The sequence below is a fragment of the Pedobacter psychrodurus genome, assembly GCF_004331735.1.
GTDB classification, from domain to species: domain Bacteria; phylum Bacteroidota; class Bacteroidia; order Sphingobacteriales; family Sphingobacteriaceae; genus Pedobacter; species Pedobacter psychrodurus.
Genome location: NZ_SJSO01000010.1, coordinates 105,870 through 122,607 on the forward strand (window position 1 = coordinate 105,870; position 16,738 = coordinate 122,607).

Genomic DNA, 16,738 nt, shown 5'->3' on the forward strand with positions numbered 1-16,738 from the left:
TTACTTTTTTAAAAAATCTTCTACTGCATGGGCAGATGTACCTACTGTTTGTACAGCTGCTTTCAGCTTATCTTTACTTACACCAAATTTATTCGACCAATAGTCTACCTCATAACCTTCGTTAATGTTGATCCTCACCCGATCAGCACTACCGTTTTTTTGTTTATCATCCATAACAATTTTGATCAGACAGCTATAAAACAGCCCAATAACAAAAAAGGTTTTAACAGCCATTTTTACAAACGGATATTAAAACCACGAGAAAAATAAATTTTAAACTTAATCTGTTAGCGCATTCGCCATTTCGGGCGCTGTTTCCTCTGCATAGACGAACTTGTGGTTTGTGGAATTATAAATGATCCTTAACCAAACCAAAAAATATGGAAAGCTAATGATGGATAATGATAAACGATGTGCTTTTGCAAAAGTTGGAAAAAGCAGCAAAGGGAAATTACAGGCGGTGAAAAGTAAAATTGGCAACAATGCATTTTTAAGTGCTTTGTTCTTTTCTTTCACAAACCAAATGCCTACACCAGTTATAGAAATGATAAATGTACAATCTTCAGCTCCAGTACTAAACAGTACCGGAAATAACAATACTGAAGATAAAATCATCAACTGGAATTTACTTTTCGAAAAATAAGTAAAGTACCAAAAAGGCAACATGAACAACAGGGAGCCAAAAGCAAGAAAAAGAAAATTTGATACTTTTGGAATATTAAATAATTGCCTAAAAAAACCCATAATCGAAATGTCTATTCCCTCGCCCGATACATTGATCATATTTTTCCCAACCAAAGAGTTTTTCCAATCCACGTAACATTGAACTATATAATTTGGAGAGGCAAACAGCATTGGCAATAAAAATATAACGATCGACCATAGTATCAGCCACAATATAAAAGCAGGCTTTTTCTTGACGAAGAAAAAGAATACCAAGCCCACAATGCCGTAAAGTTTGATAAATGTACCCAGCACAATGCATAGTGCAGACCATATGCCTTTGTCTTTATTTATTTGTGTATAGCTCAATATCATTAAAGCACCAGCGCCTGCATTAAACTGCTGGTTAAGCATCGATTCTATTAAACAGGGAATGGCAATATAACCGATAACTACTTTTTCACCTTCGCTTAAAGGTAGAGTTTGAACAGCTTTAAAAAGCAGGAAACAGTTAAACAGGTTCCAAAACAGTAAGCCAATCCAGTTATGCATTAAGGCAAACGGAGCAATTAAAATGCTAAAAATGGGGCCATAGTGATTGGCATCTTCATGATAGGCAGGGTACGGTGCATAAAGCGATTTTTCTTGAAGAAGGTTCCTGAAGGTATTTTCAAAAATGAGGTAGTTATTATACCTATGTGTTGCCCAAGAATCGATTACAAAAATGAGTGTAATCAATACCCAAAGAAATAATACAAAACGATTGTCCTGATAATATTTTGGGCGCAAGGATAGACCAGAAGCGTTGGTTAGAAAATGATTTAGCATTTGTAAAAATTATATTACAATACAATAATAAAAATGCTGATTGAGAATTCCTAATGTTTTGTAAAGAAAATGTTACTCTTTTTTGAGATAAAAATATAGCATCAAAAGAACATTCCTAAATCGATTTTTAAGACCAGTTTCGTGATCGGTTTAAGCCTGCTAAGTGCTTTTGCTTCATGATCATCATCAACTAAAGCCTTTGCACAGTTATATTTGATCATCTATCGGCGAAACTCCAAAACCAAATCAGAATTAGCGGTGTTTGTATTACATATTAACTAACCAAAATCAGTAAAAAGATGGAATATCAAATTAATTCGATGAATGCCCGAAAAGAGTTTATTGAGATTGCTGATGAGCAGGATCGCAATTACTGGGCTGCCAGACTAGGCGTTACAGCTGAAAAACTAAAATCGGTAGTTAAAGCTATCCAAAGTATGGAATTTTCTATTGTAAAAGAATATTTGACAATGGAAAAAATTAAATCAGGAAGTGCTTATAAACGCTTTCTTAATCCTTCGTAACTGGTATGTCTTTGAAGATTAATTTAGGTTTAATTAATAAATGCCCGATATAAACTGTTAATAGCTGCCCTACTAAAATCAGGAAAGCCATCGGTATAGGTAGCATTTATACCATTTGTAATAATAACGAAACCAAATTTTTCTTTCGGATTAAAAAACATTGTGCTGAACAAGCCATAAGCGGAACCGGTATGTCCTTTCAGTTTTACACCTGGGATAAGGTGATCTGCAGTCCTGATGGCCAAGCCATATCCTTCATCATCAGTTAGGGCAGTCTGCATCTTTTTTGCACTCTTTTTAGTAATTATTTTAACACCCTTTGATGTGCCATAATTCATGTGCATGATCATGTATTTAGCTAAATCATTAGCCGAAATCTTCATTCCACCTGTGGGCGAAAAAACGGGTGTACTATAACCCATTATATAATTTGCAATTTCTGTTCTTCGTGGAGCATATGCTGTTGGCGAGGGCGTATAGGTTTTCGTATCAGCATGATATTCATATAGATTAACAAAACGTGTACTATCTAAAGAATCGACACAATAACCAGCATAAAGTCCTAAGGGTTTCAATACATGCTTTTTTACATAATTATCAAAACGTTCACCCGATTTCTTCTCGATGATTGTACCAATGAGGTTAAAATTAAGATTACAATAATCAAATTTGCTTCCCGGGACATAATCGTTATAACATTTGGCCCAGTTTGGATTTTTATCGGGATTGATCACATCGAGATTTAAATAACCTTGCGAATCGTTTAAACTGGAGGTATGCGACAAAGCCATTTTTAAAGTAATTTTCTGATCAGGGAATTTTGGATTTCTGATTTTAAACCCTACCAGATCGCCAAAATCATCCTCTAAAGAAATCTTCCCTGCCTCTACCAATTGCATAATTGATGTTGCCGAAAAAGATTTAGAGATCGAAGCAATCCTGAAAATATCCTTATCGGTTAACGGCTTTTTATTTTCTAAATCCTTTAGGCCAAAAGCGTGGGTATAAATGATCTTGCCATCCCTAACTACAGCCACAGCAGCACCCACTGCATTAAACTTCTCCATTATTTGCTGGAAATCAGTTTCAGCTTTTTCATTTTGTGCTTTTGATTGTACTACTAAACCAACAATCAAAAGAAATGCAAAAAAGTATTTAAAGGATTTCAATGTCATGGCCTTAGGGATAAGAAATAAATATAAACGATGTTGTAAAAGAAAGTTCTGACGTACCAAAAAATTTACTTAGCGTCGTTTACTTCCAGCCAATGCCCATCTGGATCTTTAAAATAAATCTGCTTTACGCCATCTACCCGTAGTGTAATTCCTTTTTCTTTTCCGGCCCAATCTTCAAAGCTGATATTTTTATCATTGAGTTTCTTTACAAAATCATCAACAGAAGGAACGCTGAAACACAAATGCATGTTTTTATCAAAAACCTCATTTCCTTTTGCGCCCTGGATTAAATGCAGCTGTCCGGCCGACCCCAAAGTAAACCAGGTATGACGGTTATCTTTAAAAGGTTCAGGAATGATTTTAAGGTTAAACACGCTTTCGTAAAAAGTTGTTGCTTTGTTTAAATCGGCTACGTAAACAGCAATATGGTTTAAAATTGCAGGGACATTTTCAGGTTTATTTTGCGCCATGGCTTTTTGAAAAATGATGGAAAATAATATAGTGGTAAACAGGAAGGTTTTTTTCATGTTTAAATATCAAATTTATAAAGGAATAATTTCAATAAAAGTTAAACATTCTTTGGTTGGTGACAGCACATTTAACTACAGATAAAAAAGATATACACAGATAATATAACTTAGTTAACATTTTTGTTTAGAGATGCTTCGACTCCGCTCAGCATGACAAAGTGTGTAAAAAACCCCAAAAGTGGTCGCCTTGCACCATCCGATAGCTATCGGATGGTGCAAGGCGAAATAGAGAGATCTTTGAACTTTGACCATGTATCAAGTAAAGATCCTGAAACAAGTTGAGGATGACGAAACGAGTTAATATGTTCATGCTAAAAAATTTGCTTCGCGGAGCTTTTGGTTTTTTCCTTCGCTACCATTGAAAGACTCCAACAGAAAAATCGTCATCTCGACCGAAGCAATGCGGAGTGGAGAGATCTTTGAACTTGATCAATCTATCCAGTAAAGACCCTGAAACAAGTTCAGGATGACGAAACGAGTTAATGTTTCATGCTAAAAAATTTGCTTCGCATTGCTTTTGGTTTTTTCCGCTCGTTTCTAAATGAGTGCGTAAATAACTAAATGATTTATCGTCGTAAACGATCGATTATTCGACGCTCGTTAGAAACGAGCATTAGCAGCTATAAAGATTCTTCGCTGCACTCAGAATGACAAAAAAAGAAAAAGGCTGTCCGGTTTGGAACAGCCTTAATAGATTTACAAGGAATATTAGAATTATAGCTATTTACTTAATTCCATCCCCCACCCAACGCATGATAAATATCTACTACAGCATTTAACTGCTGTTTTTTGGTTTCTATAAGCTCTAATTTTGATTGCAAAGCATCGCGTTGAGTCATCAATACCTCAAAATAATCAGCCCTTGCCGATTTAAACAAATCGTTAGAAATATCTATCGACTGGGTAAGTGCAGTTACCTGTTTTGATTTAAGATCATAACTTTTTTGCAGGTTACTAATCTTCGACATCTGGTTAGCTACTTCTATATAACCATTCAGAATCGTTTTTTCGTAATCGTAAACGGCCTGCAACTGCTTTGCATTTGCGGTTAAATACGCTGCTTTAATAGCATTGCGATTAATTAGCGGTCCGGCTAAATCTCCCGCTAGCGAATAGATTAAAGATTCAGGAGTTCTCAATAAATAAGATGGATTAAAAGCCTGATAGCCGATAGTTGCAGAAATTCCCAATGATGGATAAAACTGTGCCTTAGCCACTTTAACATCTAATTTAGCCGCAGCTAGTTCTAGCTCAGCTTGTTTAATATCAGGGCGGTTAGCTAATAATTGCGAAGGTAAACCTGCTTGTACTGTTGGTGGTACCAGATCAGTAAAACTCGATTTATCCCTAACAATCGGCTGAGGAAAACGGCCCAGCAGGAAATTGATCTTGTTTTCCGTTTCGGTAATATTCTGCTGAATATCGAATTCGAGGCTCTTGGAGTTCAAAACCTCTGCTTCAAACTTACGTACTGCAAGTTCGGTAACCCTGGTGGCCTGTTTCTGGATTTTCATCAATTCCAAAGCATTGGTTTGCAAAGCGATGTTCTTTTTCACAATGTCCAACTGATTGTCTTCGGCTAACAATTCATAATATGAATTTGCAACTTCTGCAATTAAATTGGTGACTACGAAATTCTTACCTTCAACCGTTGCCAAATAATGACTCACGGCGCCTTTTTTCGCGTTGCGCAATTTGTGCCAGATATCGGCTTCCCAATTGGCCTGTAAGCCAAACCTATAGTCGGGCAATACTTCGGGCACTTCTTTACCTGGGGTAATTTCCGTTGAGGCATCGCCGGCACCTGAACTGGTGTAGCGGCCCACTTTCTCTAATCCAGCACCAACACCATAGGTTACACTTGGCAAAAGCTCCCCTTTTTTGGCTTTGATTTCGTTTTTAGCAATCTCTATATCCTGCAGGGTGATATTTAGCTCCTGATTATTCTTCAATGCTGTATCGATCAGGTTTACCAGATTTGGATCGGTAAAAAACTTACGCCATTGTATACTGGCTGTACTTATGGTATCCTGTGCGCTACTAAAGGCCGCAGGAACATTTTTATTTTCGGCGCGTTGGGCCACTTCTGGCAATTTACATGCTGTATAAGCAGTGCTTATCAACACTAAACCAAGGCATTTATAAATATTATTCTTAAACATTATCTTCTACTTCTTCAGTTAATGGATGTTCTTCTTCAATTTTGATCAGCTTGTGTTTGGCAGCTATTGTTCCAAATACATAATACAATCCAGGAATAATAACTACTCCGAAAATGGTACCGAAAAGCATACCGCCGGCAGCAGCAGATCCAATAGTTCTGTTACCTATTTTTCCAGGTCCGGAAGCAATCATTAAAGGGATTAAACCAGCAATAAAGGCAAATGAGGTCATTAAAATCGGGCGGAAACGCACACTTGCACCTTCCATTGCTGCCTTTAGAACCGTTGCCCCCTGAGCGTGCCGCTGTGCAGCAAACTCCACAATAAGCACGGCGTTTTTACCGAGTAAACCGATCAACATCACCATCGCAACCTGCGCATAAATATTGTTTTCCAATCCCAATAACTTTAGGAACAGGAAGGCTCCAAAGATACCTGCCGGTAAGGAAAGGATAACCGAAAGAGGCAAAATGAAACTTTCGTATTGTGCAGCCAGAACCAGGTAAACGAAGCCCAAACAGATCAGGAAGATATAAATGGCTTCGTTACCTCTTGATACCTCATCTTTAGATATACCTGCCCAATCAATACCGAATCCTCTTGGAAGTGATTTCTTAGCCACCTCAGTAATGGCTTTAATGGCTTCGCCCGAGCTGTAACCTGGAGCAGATTGTCCGCTGATCTCCGAAGCATTATACATGTTGTGCCTGGTAATCTCTGATAAACCATATACTTTCCGCATTTTGATAAAAGCTGAGAAAGGCACCATTTCATCGCGGTCGTTTTTAACCGAGAGTTTTAAGATATCCCCTGGTAAAGCCCTGTACTGAGGCAATGCCTGCACAATTACTTTATATTGGTGGTCGTATTTAATAAAGCTGGTTTCGTAATTACTACCTACAAAAGTGGAGAGTGTATTCATCGCGTTATCGATGCTCACTCCTTTTTGTTGCGCAATATCGTTATCAACATCTAACATGTACTGAGGGAAACTCGCACTGTAGAAAGTAAACACAGAAGATAACTCTTTACGTTTGTTCAGCTCCCTTACAAAATCGTTGGCAACAGTTTCCATCTTTTTATAATCGCCGCTACCTGCCTTATCCAATAAACGAAGTTCGAAACCTCCCGCAGCACCATAACCAGGAACGGCTGGTGGTTGGAAAAACTCGATAGTTGCACCAGGAATAGATTTTGATTTCTCTTCAAGTTCTTCGATAATCTCTACTGCTGAGTGTTTACGTTCGCTCCAATCTTTCAGGTTGATTAAGCAGGTACCTGAGTTAGATCCTGTACCTTCTGTTAGGATCTCATATCCAGCCAAAGATGAAACAGATTTTACGCCATCAATATCTTCGCACATTTTCTGCAGTTTCTCCGCAATCTGATCGGTACGTTCTAAAGTAGATCCAGGAGGCGTTTGGATAATGGCATAAACCATTCCCTGATCTTCGTTCGGAATAAAACCTGATGGTACGCTTCCACTTAATCCCCAAACACCTAAACAAAAGGCGACCAATATTCCAAAGGTTAATATCCTTCGGCTTACTACTTTGGTTAGTACCCGTTCATATTTGCCCGAAAGTTTAGCAAAACCATTGTTAAAACCGTCTAAAAAGCGATCAACAATGGTCTTCTTTTTCTTCGATGCATGGTTATTCTTCAACATAATAGCACATAAAGCAGGCGTAAGTGTTAACGCCACAATACCCGAAAGGATAATTGCTGTTGCCATGGTGATAGAGAACTGGCGATAGAAAATACCTACTGGCCCCGACATAAAAGCTACCGGGATAAATACCGATGCCATTAAAAAGGTAATCGCAATAATTGCACCGCCAATTTCTTTCATAGCCTCTTGAGTAGCCCTCAATACCGAGAGTTTTCGGTTATGCTCCATCTTGGCGTGTACCGCTTCTATTACCACAATCGCATCATCTACCACCACACCAATCGCTAATACTAAGGCGAATAAGGTAATCAGATTGAGCGTAATGCCGAAGAACTGCATAAACACAAAGGTTCCGATTAAGGATACTGGAACAGCAATAGCTGGAATGAGGGTTGAACGCCAATCGCCAAGAAACAGGAATACTACTAAACCCACCAAGATAAAGGCTTCGACAAGGGTGTGGATTACTTTTTCTATCGAGGCATCCAGAAATTTAGAAACGTCGTAACTTACTTCATAATCCAATCCCTTAGGAAAAGAGCTCGATTTAATCTCGGCCATTTTCGCCTTCACATCTTTAATTACCTGACTGGCGTTACTACCGTAGGATTGTTTCAATACAATCGCTGCCGAAGCCTTTCCGTTTAACGTAGAATATAAATTGTAGGCAGAAGCGCTAAAATCTACATCAGCCACATCTTTTAAACGCAGCAATTCGCCATTGGCACTGGCCCTTAACACCACATTTTCATAGCCTTGCTTGGTACTAAAACGTCCGGAATATTTTAACACATATTCGAAAGCCTGAGACCGTTTACCAGAACTCTCACCGGTTTTACCTGGCGACGCCTCTAAACTTTGCTCATCAAGCGCTTTCATCACTTCATCTACAGAGATTTTATAAGCCTGCATACGGTCGGGTTTAAGCCAGATCCGCATGGCATAATCCCTATCACCCAAAATATCGGCAAAACCCACACCATCAACCCTTTTCAACTCAGAAAGCAAGTTGATATCGGCATAATTGTAAAGGAAGTTCTGGTTCATTTTAGGGTCTTTACTGTACAAATTGATGTACATTAACATGTTAGACTCCTCGCGGGTGATTTTTACCCCCTCACGAACTACCAAAGGAGGAAGTTTATTGGTAACGGCCGCTACACGGTTCTGTACGTTAAGCGAAGCCTGATTGGGATCGGTACCTAAGTTAAATACTACCTGGATGGATGCTTCACCATCGTTACCGGCATCAGAGGCAATATATTTCATGCCTGGCACACCGTTAAGCGCACGTTCGAGCGGAATAACCACCGATTTGATCAACAACTCGTTATTTGCCCCCGGGTACTCTGCCGTAATATTAACTTTAGGTGGCGAAATAGAAGGGAATTGTGTAACGGGCAGGTAGCTGATGGCCAACACCCCAAGAAACACAATGACAAGCGATATTACTATAGAAAGGACGGGCCTTTGTATGAATTTACTAAACATAAAATAAGTATGGAGGGTGGTAGATTATTCTGTTTTCAATCTCAATTGTTTCATCACTTCCTGAGGCTGCTGGAATTTGAAGGCAATTTTATCATCGTCTTTTACCTTCTGCACCCCTTCAAGCAATATTTTATCATCCGTGGTGATGCCATCGCCAATGATGTACAAATCTGGCACCTCGCCTGCAATGGTGATGGCTCTGGAATGTACTTTGTTATTTTTATCAATCACAAAAACATAAGTTTTATCCTGAATATCGTAAGTAGCCTTTTGTGGAATTACCAAGGCATTTTTTAAGGGCACTACCATCTGGATCTTGCCCGTTTCTCCATTTTTAAGCAAGTTATCAGAATTGTTAAACCTTGCTCTGAAAGCGATGTTTCCTGTCTCATTATCGAATTCGCTTTCGATTACTTCAACCTTACCTTTCGATTTCAGTAACTCGTTATTTGCCAATAACAGGCTAACTTCTTGCTGACCTTTTGCCTTTGCAGTACTCTGGTAATTCAGGTACTCTGGCTCAGATACATTGAAATAGGCAAAAACCTGGCTGTTATCTGAAAGACTGGTCAATAAGGCACCTTCATCAACCAAGCTACCCAGTTTTAAAGGAATACGATCGATGGTACCATCAAAAGGCGCCCTGATTTCGGTATTGGATAAATGAAATTTGGCCAATGAGGTTTCGGCATTTGCCGATTGTAGTTTGGCTTTAGCCATAGCCAGTTCATTTTTAGAAACGATGTTTTTATCAGACAGTAATTTCGTGTTTTCTAATTCAATTTCTGCCGATTTAGTTTCGGCCTGTGCTTTTAACAACTCAGATTGGGCCGCTTTAGGCATAATCTTAAATAACAACTGACCTGCTTTTACATGCTGGCCTTCATCTACATAAATATTTTGGAGATACCCCTTTTCCTGGGCTCTAACTTCGATATTCCTCACAGATTTAATCTGCGAAACATATTCCTTGGTAAACGAAGTATCCATTCTTAACGGTGTAGTTACCGCATAAGTAGCTACTTCTTCTTTTTCTTCTTTTTTCGAGGTACAACCCGTTACGTAAAGCAAAGTACATAAGCCTAAGCACATGACAACTCTTTTCATTTTTTTTTGTTAAATGGTTTTAATCTGATTTATTTTTTCTCTAATTAGCTTCCATCGGCAACCAATTTATGATGAAAAGCAGTCTACAACTTGTGTAGATGCTTAATTGATTTCAATAAATTATGGTTACGCAATGGTTTAATTCGAGAGCGAAATAAATACAGATTTATGAAGTTATAATGAAGTTGAACTTCATGTTTGGATTAGATAAATTGTATTTTCATCAAATAAAAGATGATTTATTACAACAAACAGAACATTTACCTCCGCTTCTTGGACGGATTATCAGTTAACCGCTATATTTACATGAAGAAATGATACTTTTCAACCTAAACACTCCATTTTACGCTATTTTCAGAATGATGGTAAATTGTATTTGTTGACGATAAACTAACATAAGTTAACCAACAAACATAATTTTAAGCGGAGTTAAAGGAAGTTAGGCACGTACTACTCTTGTCATCCTGAGGGATAAATTATTGTATAAAAGTCAATAGGAATGACAGGGAATTTTAATGAATTAATATATTGCATTAAGATTCCCGCCTGCGCGGGAATGACGATTATTCTATTGGAATCTGTCAGTTGTAGCAGAGTCGAAGGATTATTTGGAGTGAAAGGCCGCTAAGCGATCAAGGCTATTTAACATTAGACCAGAATCATCTTAATGACCTTAATTTCTTAATGATCTGTAGGATGATACCAAAATCACTTAATAAAGTAACCCTTAATTACCGAGAAAAGATAGATCAAAATTACCCAGCCTGCTATCACAAATTTCGGCCATGCAATAAAATCTGTTCGCCAAAATTCAGCCAGATTTCCTGGGTGATGGAAACTGTGGAGTAGCCTGATATTCTCCATAATATCCAGTGAGCCAATTAAGAATGCCAGAAATAAATTAAGCCGCAGCAATTCATTTAGCCAACTCCTTTTTTCTCTTTGCATTTGTGAGTTAGATAGCGTCATGATGAGCAGTACATATACCAATATAAATAGAAAATCGAGGTATGTATTCTTCTGCGCGATGTTTAAAAGGCTCTGATCGCCATAGAGCGTATCGCTCCAAAGCGAAATAATTTCCACTCCTGTATCTTTATTGGCAAGCTCCAGGCTGATGATTCCTTTTCCACTGAAGTGCTGAAGTATCTTCCCTTGAAAGGACATCACCGCACAAACGATGATAAATACTAGGATCAATATCTTTTTCATTTCTGGCCTCCTTCCTGTTGTTTTACAACTTCTATAACTGCACTTCCATTTTTATTTGGATTGTTAATACAGTGAATAAAGGCTGCTGCTGTTTTTTTGAAATGTTTAGGCAATGGATGCAATTCATCTGTCCAACCGTTTTCACCAACTGATCCTCTTGAATCGATATGGAATACCCTATTCTCACCTAACATTTCACTAAAAACGCGACCGATATCAATCATCATTTCGTTAAAGAGGTAAATCATCGCATAAACAATTTTGCGCTGATCTTCGGGGTCGTAAATCCCCCTGAGTTGCAAAGGTGTTTTTAGCCATCCCCCATGTCCGAGAAAAGTTCGTGCAAACAACCTGTACCATTTAAGTGGATTATATCCTGCTATTTTTTTATCGCTGGGAATGGCGTAATCGTAACCTTGTGTAATAATTTGTATCCCTGGAAATTTACCGTGTTCACCCTTGCCTTTGCCCCCGGTAAGAATCCCATTTATAATAAAGTAATACTGGAGCTGAAAAAAGGCCAGTAAAGCATAAAAATCTTTAGATATGAACTGGGTACCTCTTTGAAAGTCCTCTGGTTTATCTGGTGTGTTAGCCGCGTTCTGATACAAATATTTCGCAAATGCACTATTTTCAAATTCATTAGAGTCTCCTTTGTGTGTAACCATTGCTGCTATTCTCCGGTTTCCAACCAGGTCATTTCCTCCCCCGCTAATGATAAATACATCGGGTTGGAGCGTAGAAAGCTGTTCGACATATTTTTTGGCACTAACCATATTCATAAGCCAATCGCCTCCAGAGGCCAGACTATAAACAGCCATATTCTCTTCCATAGAAACCCAGTCGATAACATCGCTTAAAAGAATAGGATAATTGAACCAAGAATCGCCCTCTACTACCACCACCCTGTTTTTAAGTCCGTTATGTTTGGCCGTATGTTTACGAAAGTTATTTTTTACCTTTTTTATAAAACGGGTATTACGCTGGCTATTCTTCAATGCATCTACTTTGGCCATAATCGGTTCTAGGGCTGCTATTTTACGCACTTGCTCCAGATTAAGATCGTAGATGTGTTGAATAATTTCAGAAAGATCAAACTCATTAATTTCAGGCCGCAATTTAATAAGTTCACTAACCGTAATTTTGTTATTGAGCAGTTTATCGATAAGATCTTTTTTTATTGCAGGATCCATGGCTTCACGATCGTTGTTCATATCATTTTCTTTAGGTTAATTATGCTATTACCTGAAATTTTTCTCCATAAAACTGAGCATATTACCGCTCATAAACTTCTCTACAATTTCTTCACCGGAGATTAGGTTACCTGGCATCGACATGGTATAATCTGGATTTTCAACAAAGGCATTTGCATGGATAAGAAGCCTGTCTTTCAGTAATCCAAAGTCAGCAGAGGTCCATATCCCATCAATAGGATTAACAATGCCATCGTTGTCGCTTCCCAAACATTGGATATCCCAGGCCGGAAGTCTATTGATATCAAGCAGCACCGCAATATAGCGGATTTGTCTCCACACAAATAGTGCAGCATGGAGCAAGATTGCCTCACTCCCAAGGTGCTTTCTAAAGAGTGCAATTTCATGACTACTGGCAATACGCCGCTCATCTAACTGTATCCCAAACAGTCCTTCACTTTGTGCAATAAGTACAATCTCGAGATCAGAGAAGTTAATATCTGCACTTAAAAACCAGTTATAAGCATAATCATCGCCACATATTGCTCCATGACTAACAATTACGGGTATGTGCTCATTTTTGTATTCCTGGTCTAAAAGCTCGAAATATTCCTTTCTGGCCACAATGCTCATATGTTTAATATCAATAAGGATTCGCTTTCCGTTTGTTTTAGCTAACAAAGCCCTTATCATATCCTTACCCAATGCATTGAGACCTTTTCCAAGCATTTCACTTTGATTGGTGATCAGTTTCACTGAAAAATCGGTTAAACTAGCTGCATGCCCACATAATCCATTATAAAAATGATGGGCAAAAGTGATAAACAAAGGGCAGTGTGGCCATGCCTTTACCTTAGCCAGGTTATCCATTAAACTTTGTTTTACTAAAGGATCGTCGCTTCCTACATCTTCAAAGCGATTGTAAAGTGCGTGCATCCCTTCAAAAGATAATCCGATGTATACGGTATAGGCCTCATCATCTGTGCTTTGGGCAATATGTTGAAAATCTATTAATAATACATACCTAAGTTTCTTCGATCCAAAAGTGAATATTCTTCCATCTAAAGCCTTTAAAAAAGCATATTCATTTTCGAGGTCGGTAAAATACCCATTGTTTTGATCCTGAATATAATGTATACGCTCTTTTCCTATGCCAGTAACCAGGTTTACACTATCTGTTACCAAATCACCAGGTAAGGCATTTTTCCTGACAAATCCTTTTTCAAAAGGATAGAGTGAACAGAAAACAAGTCCAACACCTCCTTTTTCAAGCGCCTGAATACCTGCTTGAGGAAAGCTGGTAATACCTAAAATTTTATTCAGAATCTTTTTAACAAATGGTGGATTACCATAGAAATAAATGCAATCTTTTACCAAAGGGTCTGCGCCAGGTATCCTGTCAGGAAAGCTACGTCCGTAAGGTTTCATCGAAGGATGGCAATGTAAATCTGCAATAGAAATATTCATGAGCTGAAAGGTTTTAGATGAAATACTCCCTAAGGCACAGCACAAAAATCCGCTTGGGGATAATACTGGGTAATATTAAGTCAAGTGAAAAATACAGCACTCAACCGCAGATACCGGTCCGCTTTTACATCAAAAGCATACTGTTATCGAATACGTAAATATAACGGAACACCCAATAGATTCCAATACCCGCTAATAGGTATAAAATCTAATTGTACGCTATCGAAAAAGCACCATAAATACCGGCTAATGGGTATTTGTATTCTGCCCGACATTGGTTAAATTGCATAATCAATACAAACTACTGTTACACCCTAAAGAATAAGTTAGCGCTATCTGATTAAGGAAGTACAGCTAATTGATTGTATAAACAACTGATTATTTAAGCCTCTCCTACCATGAAATATTTAGTTACACTTGCCATCTTGGTCATTTTTAATGGTAGAACCTATGCCCAAAAAGATTGGGTTTATGCGCCATATTTCAGTTTCGGACTTAATTTAAATCTTAACTATGGAAAGAAGCAAACTTTTCCCGGCGTAAACCTGTATGGTGGTTTTGCGGTGAGTGCCGAATACAGGAATAGCTTTATTGCCAACTATGGAGGGAGTATTTCTATATACAGAAGAACTGTTGGCACTAATCTGAATCCTTTAATTGATAATATTGAGATAGACTTTACCAACTCTATATCTGCAGGATATGGTGGCAAACCGCTAAGTTATAAAAAACTGATACGCACGATGCAGAATTCTGCTTTCTATAACCTTAACTTAAACAATAATTACTTTGGCCTGCTATCTACCAATATTGTTCTCAACAACCATCGGCGCAACCAAGTGGTGGGCTCGGTTACCCTTTCTGGCCCAGGACTTAGCTTTAATTATTATAATGATGGTGCTGCGCCTGTAAAATGGTTTGGCATTGGTGATGGTTTTGATCGCTGGTGGACAGGTGGCGGTTCATTTTTTGTACACTCCCGCAGGGCTTTTAATTATGGGGAATTAAGTTTCGATCAGTTTACCGGCTACCAGCCATTTTTGTTCGAACTTTCAGAAATTATCGGTATTGATGTCCCTCCATATTCGGAGGCGAAGGATGATCAGTCTAGGAGAAAAAAAGATTCGAATTACAACAGCTCTCAATATCATCTGAGGATTGGATTGAACGAGCATTTTAGTGTTGATGCAGGTGTATTGGGTTCATTAAGGGTTGGTGAAAACGGAACTATATTTTCTTTTCAAGATCTTATACATGTGATTGGCAAAATGCCTTTGCATCCAAATAACGATGTGAACAGGGTTTTTATTGGAGGATCATTTAATAATATCAATTATGTTAAAGTTAAATAGCAGCAAGCTCATTATTTTCGTGCTGGTGGCGCTGAGCTATTCTTGCACAGTCAGGAAACATCCGTTTAACTTTAATAGAAATATTGATCACACTTTTTTACAAAGCGTGATCAGTGGAAGCAAATCTATACTGGCCACCGAAAAGAATGCCACAAGCGCAAGAGTATATAAAGCTGGTTTTCTTCAAGGCTGGATGGAACAGAATCATTTCGTAGACTGGGCTGTTTTGAGTAAACAGCGTAAAAATGAATTTACTTCCTATAACCGTGGGGGTAAAAGCGAATATGATGTTTACCTCATTTTATTTGATGCGAAAAATGGCAATAAGAATAGTTTTTTGTTTTTCACGGTACAGCGGCCATGGTTAGAAACCGATGCTGCAACAGGTTTCAGTCCTTTTTACTACGGAATTTTAGAAAGCCGTGCATCTGGTCCATATCTCCTCGCTGATGAAACTTTTAGTATTACTGCTAAGGGCACAACCTATGCTCCAACGATTAGAAAAAGCAACAAACTCTATTTTTTACTGGATAAGCAATATGGCGCTAGCTTCAAATCAGACAGCCTTCGGATTGAAAAGGTCGTGCTTACGCAAGACAATCAACTAAGCGACAACAAAGCACTTGTGATATCGGTAGATGACGTATTGGGCGATAAGGTATCGCTTATTATGAGGTATGAAGACACCATTATTTTGAAACCTTAACACAGTTAATCATGAGAAAATTAAGAAAAAAAAGGGCTAAGCGAGATAAACTGTTTTTCTTATCTACATTAAGGTGCGTAGAAATTGATGGCGAGTTTTGTGTTTTCGAAAGAAAAGACGGTGGATGGTCCGAAACAGGTATAACCTATACTACTTGTGAAGAATGCAGAAGGCAAACAGGAACAGATCGCTGTTATTCGCTATAATTCTTACCACTTCAACCGCAAACATCCTCAAAAACTAAAATTAATGCTCTTTAACGACAATACAACTAAATGAAACGCAGAAAATTTATCCAAGATTTGAGAATTGGCCTTACGCTGGCCGGAGCAGTTCCTTCAACGGCTCTGGCAACCAGTTCACTAGTTAAAAAACATGATCCTTAACATTTAGGCAACAGTATACTTACATTAAAGGATTACCTTCGCTAACACAAAAACAGCCTTTCTTTGTTTAAATAAACAGATTAAAACGGCACAACATGGAAAACGAAATACAATCTGACAGGGATATCCAATGTGAATTCCTAAATATTTTTAAATTTATCTGGGCAGCTTGTGGAATAGGCTCCTTAGAGGAGACGCCGAATACTCCTGAGACAGAAAATACTAATTCTTAATCCGCATAGAAATATCGGCATTAAACTAGAATTGACC

14 protein-coding genes are annotated in these 16,738 nt (G+C 38.2%); 4 read left to right on the forward strand and 10 right to left on the reverse strand.

Going from position 1 to position 16,738, the window contains the following annotated elements; genetic code table 11:
- Positions 1–174: a DUF3606 domain-containing protein gene (locus tag EZ456_RS13830; RefSeq protein WP_131531083.1), complete on the reverse strand. Its 174-nt coding sequence runs from the start codon at positions 172–174 to the stop codon at positions 1–3.
- Positions 175–279: 105 nt separating this feature from the next.
- The gene (locus tag EZ456_RS13835; RefSeq protein WP_131531084.1) at positions 280–1,491 is read right to left on the reverse strand and encodes a glycosyltransferase family 87 protein; all 1,212 of its coding nucleotides are present in this window, start codon (positions 1,489–1,491) and stop codon (positions 280–282) included.
- A 299-nt stretch (positions 1,492–1,790) separates the two neighbouring features.
- Here EZ456_RS13835 and EZ456_RS13840 point away from each other — a divergent pair, with 299 nt between their 5' ends.
- A complete protein-coding gene (locus EZ456_RS13840) occupies positions 1,791–2,015 on the forward strand; it encodes a DUF3606 domain-containing protein (protein ID WP_131531085.1) in 225 nt (74 codons plus the stop codon).
- Between the two features lie 29 nt (positions 2,016–2,044).
- Here EZ456_RS13840 and EZ456_RS13845 read toward each other — a convergent pair whose 3' ends face one another.
- The 8 genes from EZ456_RS13845 to EZ456_RS13880 all read right to left on the reverse strand — a co-directional run bounded on the left by EZ456_RS13845 (position 2,045) and on the right by EZ456_RS13880 (position 14,024).
- Complete coding sequence (locus EZ456_RS13845) at positions 2,045–3,190, reverse strand: serine hydrolase domain-containing protein (protein WP_131531086.1); 1,146 nt, start codon at positions 3,188–3,190, stop codon at positions 2,045–2,047.
- A 65-nt stretch (positions 3,191–3,255) separates the two neighbouring features.
- Positions 3,256–3,717 (reverse strand): VOC family protein, encoded by a 462-nt coding sequence (locus EZ456_RS13850; protein ID WP_225876546.1) that lies wholly within the window; start codon positions 3,715–3,717, stop codon positions 3,256–3,258.
- Between the two features lie 731 nt (positions 3,718–4,448).
- Complete coding sequence (locus EZ456_RS13855; protein WP_131531087.1) at positions 4,449–5,882, reverse strand: TolC family protein; 1,434 nt, start codon at positions 5,880–5,882, stop codon at positions 4,449–4,451.
- Positions 5,875–9,045, reverse strand: coding sequence for an efflux RND transporter permease subunit (locus EZ456_RS13860; RefSeq protein ID WP_131531088.1), 3,171 nt, complete (start codon positions 9,043–9,045; stop codon positions 5,875–5,877). Before EZ456_RS13860 ends, EZ456_RS13855 begins: the two co-directional genes overlap by 8 nt.
- Before the next feature lie 24 nt (positions 9,046–9,069).
- The gene (locus tag EZ456_RS13865; RefSeq protein WP_131531089.1) at positions 9,070–10,152 is read right to left on the reverse strand and encodes an efflux RND transporter periplasmic adaptor subunit; all 1,083 of its coding nucleotides are present in this window, start codon (positions 10,150–10,152) and stop codon (positions 9,070–9,072) included.
- Between the two features lie 708 nt (positions 10,153–10,860).
- Positions 10,861–11,364 carry a hypothetical protein gene (locus EZ456_RS13870; RefSeq protein ID WP_131531090.1) on the reverse strand — a complete coding sequence of 168 codons (504 nt, stop codon included), beginning with the start codon at positions 11,362–11,364 and terminating at the stop codon, positions 10,861–10,863.
- Positions 11,361–12,578, reverse strand: coding sequence for a hypothetical protein (locus EZ456_RS13875; RefSeq protein ID WP_131531091.1), 1,218 nt, complete (start codon positions 12,576–12,578; stop codon positions 11,361–11,363). Before EZ456_RS13875 ends, EZ456_RS13870 begins: the two co-directional genes overlap by 4 nt.
- 27 nt (positions 12,579–12,605) lie before the next feature.
- Positions 12,606–14,024, reverse strand: coding sequence for an amidohydrolase family protein (locus EZ456_RS13880; RefSeq protein WP_131531092.1), 1,419 nt, complete (start codon positions 14,022–14,024; stop codon positions 12,606–12,608).
- 398 nt (positions 14,025–14,422) lie between these two features.
- Between EZ456_RS13880 and EZ456_RS13885 the strand changes: the two genes are divergently transcribed.
- From EZ456_RS13885 to EZ456_RS13895, 3 genes are read left to right on the forward strand one after another with little or no spacing between them, the layout of a single operon-like run.
- Positions 14,423–15,376 (forward strand): hypothetical protein, encoded by a 954-nt coding sequence (locus EZ456_RS13885; RefSeq protein ID WP_131531093.1) that lies wholly within the window; start codon positions 14,423–14,425, stop codon positions 15,374–15,376.
- Positions 15,360–16,082: a hypothetical protein gene (locus tag EZ456_RS13890; protein ID WP_131531094.1), complete on the forward strand. Its 723-nt coding sequence runs from the start codon at positions 15,360–15,362 to the stop codon at positions 16,080–16,082. Before EZ456_RS13885 ends, EZ456_RS13890 begins: the two co-directional genes overlap by 17 nt.
- A gap of 11 nt (positions 16,083–16,093) precedes the next feature.
- The gene (locus tag EZ456_RS13895; protein ID WP_131531096.1) at positions 16,094–16,288 is read left to right on the forward strand and encodes a hypothetical protein; all 195 of its coding nucleotides are present in this window, start codon (positions 16,094–16,096) and stop codon (positions 16,286–16,288) included.
- The last annotated feature ends 450 nt before the right edge of the window (positions 16,289–16,738 follow it).

What these genes read in the sequence shown, in the direction of transcription:
- EZ456_RS13830 (WP_131531083.1), bottom strand. Translation starts at nt 174, where the DNA reads ATGGATGATAAACAAAAAAACGGTAGTGCTGATCGGGTGAGGATCAAC.
- EZ456_RS13835 (WP_131531084.1), bottom strand. Translation starts at nt 1,491, where the DNA reads ATGCTAAATCATTTTCTAACCAACGCTTCTGGTCTATCCTTGCGCCCA.
- EZ456_RS13840 (WP_131531085.1), top strand. Translation starts at nt 1,791, where the DNA reads ATGGAATATCAAATTAATTCGATGAATGCCCGAAAAGAGTTTATTGAG.
- EZ456_RS13845 (WP_131531086.1), bottom strand. Translation starts at nt 3,190, where the DNA reads ATGACATTGAAATCCTTTAAATACTTTTTTGCATTTCTTTTGATTGTT.
- EZ456_RS13850 (WP_225876546.1), bottom strand. Translation starts at nt 3,717, where the DNA reads ATGAAAAAAACCTTCCTGTTTACCACTATATTATTTTCCATCATTTTT.
- EZ456_RS13855 (WP_131531087.1), bottom strand. Translation starts at nt 5,882, where the DNA reads ATGTTTAAGAATAATATTTATAAATGCCTTGGTTTAGTGTTGATAAGC.
- EZ456_RS13860 (WP_131531088.1), bottom strand. Translation starts at nt 9,045, where the DNA reads ATGTTTAGTAAATTCATACAAAGGCCCGTCCTTTCTATAGTAATATCG.
- EZ456_RS13865 (WP_131531089.1), bottom strand. Translation starts at nt 10,152, where the DNA reads ATGAAAAGAGTTGTCATGTGCTTAGGCTTATGTACTTTGCTTTACGTA.
- EZ456_RS13870 (WP_131531090.1), bottom strand. Translation starts at nt 11,364, where the DNA reads ATGAAAAAGATATTGATCCTAGTATTTATCATCGTTTGTGCGGTGATG.
- EZ456_RS13875 (WP_131531091.1), bottom strand. Translation starts at nt 12,578, where the DNA reads ATGAACAACGATCGTGAAGCCATGGATCCTGCAATAAAAAAAGATCTT.
- EZ456_RS13880 (WP_131531092.1), bottom strand. Translation starts at nt 14,024, where the DNA reads ATGAATATTTCTATTGCAGATTTACATTGCCATCCTTCGATGAAACCT.
- EZ456_RS13885 (WP_131531093.1), top strand. Translation starts at nt 14,423, where the DNA reads ATGAAATATTTAGTTACACTTGCCATCTTGGTCATTTTTAATGGTAGA.
- EZ456_RS13890 (WP_131531094.1), top strand. Translation starts at nt 15,360, where the DNA reads ATGTTAAAGTTAAATAGCAGCAAGCTCATTATTTTCGTGCTGGTGGCG.
- EZ456_RS13895 (WP_131531096.1), top strand. Translation starts at nt 16,094, where the DNA reads ATGAGAAAATTAAGAAAAAAAAGGGCTAAGCGAGATAAACTGTTTTTC.